This window comes from Mesorhizobium australafricanum (assembly GCF_033977265.1).
GTDB lineage: Bacteria > Pseudomonadota > Alphaproteobacteria > Rhizobiales > Rhizobiaceae > Mesorhizobium > Mesorhizobium australafricanum.
The window spans coordinates 1-1,595 of record NZ_JAVIIT010000053.1; the positions used below are offsets into that span (position 1 = coordinate 1).

At 60.8% G+C, this 1,595-nt stretch carries 1 pseudogene; it reads right to left on the reverse strand.

From position 1 onward, the window contains the following. A pseudogene (locus RFM98_RS31115) lies at nucleotides 1-1,586 on the reverse strand (hypothetical protein); the annotation flags it as partial. Nucleotides 1,587-1,595: the final 9 nt, after the last annotated feature.

Genomic DNA, 1,595 nt, shown 5'->3' on the forward strand with positions numbered 1-1,595 from the left:
GGCTCTTGCGTCCACTTGCCGAAGCCGTTCACCAGGATCGCCAAGCCTTGAGCAGTAAAATCGGAGAGCCCGACATCCTGGCGATCGGCGCGGCGAAGGACCTCCTCGCCAATGGCGACCGTGGCCTGCCGATTGCGCTCCTCTTGCGGCCACTTGCTGAAACCGTTCACCAGGACCGCAAGATGCTGATGACTAAATCCCTTGATTTTGCCGACGCGGGAAGCGATCTCCCCAGCCATGGCAACTGCAGCCTGGCGCATGCCTGGCTCTTGCGGCCATTTGCTGAAGCCATTCACCAAATTGGCCAGGCTCAGCGGAGCAAAGTCGGAGAGCCCGACATTTGGGTGATCGGCGCGGCGAAGGACCTCCCCGCCGATGGCGGCCGTGGCCTGCCGATTTCGCTCCTCCTGCGGCCACTTGCTGAAACCGTTCACCAGTATGGCCAGCTGCTGATGGGTAAATCCCTTGATTTTGTCGGCACGGGAGGCGATCTCCCCGGCGATGGCGACCGCCGCCTGGCGCATGCCTGGCTCTTGCGGCCACTTGCTGAAGCCATTGATCAGATAGGCCAGCTCCTGACCAGGAAAACCGCGCAATCGGTTGGCGGCGCGACTGACCTCAGAGGCGATGGCGATCATGGCCTCGCGCGTGCTTGCCTGTTCCGGCCACTTGCTGAAACCGTTCACCAGATTGGCCAACTCTTGATTCGCAAATCCCTTGAGCTTTCCGGCTCGGGCAACGACCTCGCCGGCGATGGCAATGGTCGCCTCGCTCGTCTTCTGCTGGTCAGGCCACTTGCTGAAACCGTTCACCAGGTTGGCCAACTCTTGATACCCAAATCTGTTGAGCTCGCCGGCTCGGGTAACGACCTCGCCCGCAATGGAAACCGTCGCCTCGCGCGTCTGTTCGGGCCACTTGCTGAAACCGTTCGCCAGGTTCGCCAGATGTTGATCAGTGAATCCGCCGAGCTCTTTGGCACGCGCAACGATCTCGCCGGCGATGGCAACGGTAGCATGGCGCATGTCGAATTCTTCGGGCCATTTGCCGAACCCGTTCACCAGATTGGCCAACTCTTGATGTGGAAATCTATTGAGCTTGCCGGCGCGGCCAACGATCTCGGCGGCGATATCCGCCACAGCTTGGCGCAAATCCTGTTCTTCCGGGTACTTGCCGAAGCCATTGACCAGGTTCGACAGGCCCTGCGGGCTAAAATCGGAGAGCCGCTTGGCTCGGCCTGCAAGGCGCGTCACCTCGGTGCCGATAGCGCTAGTGGCTTTCCGACACTTCGCCTGGCTCGGCCATTTGCTGAAACCGTTCACCAGGTTCGCCAGGCCCTGCGGTTCGAAATCGGAAAGCCGATTGGCTCGGCCTGCGAGGTACGTCACCTCGGTGCCGATAGCGCTGGTGGCGTCCCGACACTCCGCTTGTTTCGGCCATTTGCTGAAGCCATTGACCAGATTGGTCAGGTTCTGCGGATTGAATTTGGAAAATCCCTCCGTCTCAGCGCGGCGAAGAACCTCACCAGCAACTGCGAAAGTGCCGTCGCCACACCCTGGCTGGTCAGGCCACTTGCTGAAGCCGTTCACCAGCAGCGA